Origin of the sequence: Thioalkalivibrio sp. ALE10 (assembly GCF_000381385.1) — a bacterium.
Taxonomy (GTDB): Bacteria; Pseudomonadota; Gammaproteobacteria; order Ectothiorhodospirales; family Ectothiorhodospiraceae; genus Thioalkalivibrio.
Map to the genome: position 1 here is coordinate 1 of NZ_KB906467.1, position 2,537 is coordinate 2,537.

Sequence of the window (2,537 nt, forward strand, 5' to 3'; positions counted from 1 at the left end):
CACCAGCAGCCGACGTATGAACCCCGCATCCGTGTCTTCGGGACAGGGCATGAGAGGCCGGTGAGGAGAACCCCTGGCGCTCCTATGAGGCACCCCTTCCCCGGAAGGGCTGACCCTCGCCCGTAGAGAAGGGCAGCTCCGCGACGAAGTGAAGTCCGGTCGGTAACCAACCCGCGTATATCAGAGTGATCCACCGTCGCAATCCGCTTCTCGTGCCCTGCCTCGAAGGCATGGAAAACAGGAGGTCTCGATCGAACGCTACAGCCAACCGTTGACAGGTCAATCCATATCAGGAGGCCAGCCCCCTGGCCGATCGGGCCTGTTCAGACCCCCATCGGCCGGAGGGCCGGCCTCCTACGGGGTGTCGGGTTGCCGTAGGAGCGCGGCCTCTGCGCGATGCGGCATAACCAGGCGCTGATTGGCAGCGTGCCGCTGCTTGCGGGCGCGGTGTGGTTCCGCGCGGGGGAGCCGGAACAGCCGGAGTAGCCCCGGCCCGGGCCCCGAGACGCGCGGGGGTGGAATCGGTACCATTCGCGGATTCGATGACCCCATTAATGGCCAACGGGAAACAACGCTGTCATGGATCTGATTGCCCCCTATGGCGGGACGCTTTGCGACCGCTACGTTGACGAGTCCACCGCGCGCGAGCTCAAGGAGCAGGCGCAGGAGATGCCGAGCTGGGATCTGACCGAGCGTCAGATCTGCGATGTGGAGCTGCTGCTGAACGGCGGTTTCTCGCCGCTGACGGGTTTCATGCGGCAGGCCGACTACGACGGCGTGCTGGACAACATGCGCCTGGCGGACGCCCAGCTCTGGCCGATGCCCATCACCCTGGACGTGAGCGAGGCGTTCGCCGAGCAGGCGGCGCCGGGCACGCGCATCGCGCTGCGCGATGCCGAGGGCGTGCTGATCGCCGTGATGGACGTGGAGGACCGCTGGACGCCGGACAAGGCGCGCGAGGCGCAGCAGGTGTTCGCCACCACCGACGTCGCGCATCCGGCGGTCAACTACCTGATGAACCGTGCCGGGGCAGTGTACCTGGGCGGCACGCTGCACGGGGTCGAGTCCCCGGTGCATTACGACTTCCGCAACTATCGTTACAGCCCGGCGGAGCTGCGCGAGTACTTCCGCAAGCTGGGCTGGAACCGCGTGGTCGCGTTCCAGACGCGCAATCCCATGCACCGTGCGCATGTGGAGCTCACGCGCATGGCCGCCCGCCAGACCGAGGCCAACCTGCTGATCCACCCGGTGGTGGGCATGACCCGGCCCGGCGACGTCGACCACTACGTGCGCGTGCGCTGCTACGAGCACGTGCTGCGCCAGGCGCCGGAACAGACCACCCAGCTCAGCCTGCTGCCGCTGGCGATGCGCATGGGCGGCCCGCGCGAGGCGCTGTGGCACGCCATCATCCGCCGCAACTATGGCTGCACCCACTTCATCGTCGGTCGCGACCACGCCGGCCCCGGCCCGGGCTCCGACGGCGAGGACTTCTACGGCCCGTACGACGCCCAGGAACTGATCCAGAAGCACGCCGACGAGATCGGCATCGAGATGGTGCCGTTCCAGGCCATGAGCTTCGTCGAGGACCGCGCCGAGTACGTGCCGGCCGACGAGGTGCGCGAGGACGAGGAGGTGCTCAACCTCTCCGGCACCGAGTTCCGCCGGCGCCTGCGCGAGGGGCTGGACATCCCCGAGTGGTTCTCCTATCCGGAGGTGGTGGCCGAGCTGCGCCGCAGCTTTCCGCCGCGCCATCAGCAGGGCTTCACGGTGTTCTTCACCGGGCTTTCGGGTTCGGGCAAGTCGACCATCGCCAACGCGCTGCGGGTCAAGCTGATGGAGCTGGGCGGGCGCGCCGTCACGCTGCTGGACGGCGATATCGTGCGCAAGGAGCTCTCCAGCGAGCTGGGCTTCTCGCGCGAGCACCGCGACATCAACGTGCAGCGCATCGGCTATGTGGCCAGCGAGATCACCAGGAACGGTGGCGTGGCCATCTGCGCGCCCATCGCCCCCTACACCGACATGCGCCGCCGCGTGCGCGAGCGCATCGAGGACGCGGGCGGGTTCCTGGAGATCCACGTGGCCACGCCGCTGGAGACCTGCGAGCAGCGCGACCGCAAGGGCCTGTACGCCAAGGCGCGCGCCGGCCTGATCAAGGAATTCACCGGCATCGACGACCCGTACGAAGAGCCGGAGCACCCGGAGCTGCGGATCGACACCCGCGAGATGAGCCCGGACGAGGCGGCCCACCGGATCCTCCTCAAGCTGGAAGGCATGGGGTTCATCCGCAACCCGTAGGAGGCCCGCCGCCCCGCCCGGGGCACCGGTAGGAGGCCAGCCCCCTGGCCGATCGGGGCCTCGCCAACCCGCCGGGGCAGATCGGCCGGAGGGCCGGCCTCCCACGGGCCGGGATACCCCGTAGGAGGCCAGCCCCCTGGCCGATCAGGCCTGGCCAACCCACCGGGGGTGAATCGGCCGGAGGGCCGGCCTCCTACGGGCCGGGGCCGCCGGGATACCCCGTAGGAGGCCAGCCCCCTGGC

At 69.1% G+C, this 2,537-nt stretch carries 1 protein-coding gene; it reads left to right on the forward strand.

Going from position 1 to position 2,537, the window contains the following annotated elements; genetic code table 11:
* Positions 1-579: 579 nt before the first annotated feature.
* Positions 580-2,295, forward strand: a complete 1,716-nt coding sequence (locus tag F788_RS0113265; protein ID WP_019590490.1) for a bifunctional sulfate adenylyltransferase/adenylylsulfate kinase — start codon at positions 580-582, stop codon at positions 2,293-2,295.
* The last annotated feature ends 242 nt before the right edge of the window (positions 2,296-2,537 follow it).

Bases quoted from the DNA above. Each gene is read 5' to 3' on its own strand.
- F788_RS0113265 (WP_019590490.1), top strand. From the start codon at position 580: ATGGATCTGATTGCCCCCTATGGCGGGACGCTTTGCGACCGCTACGTT.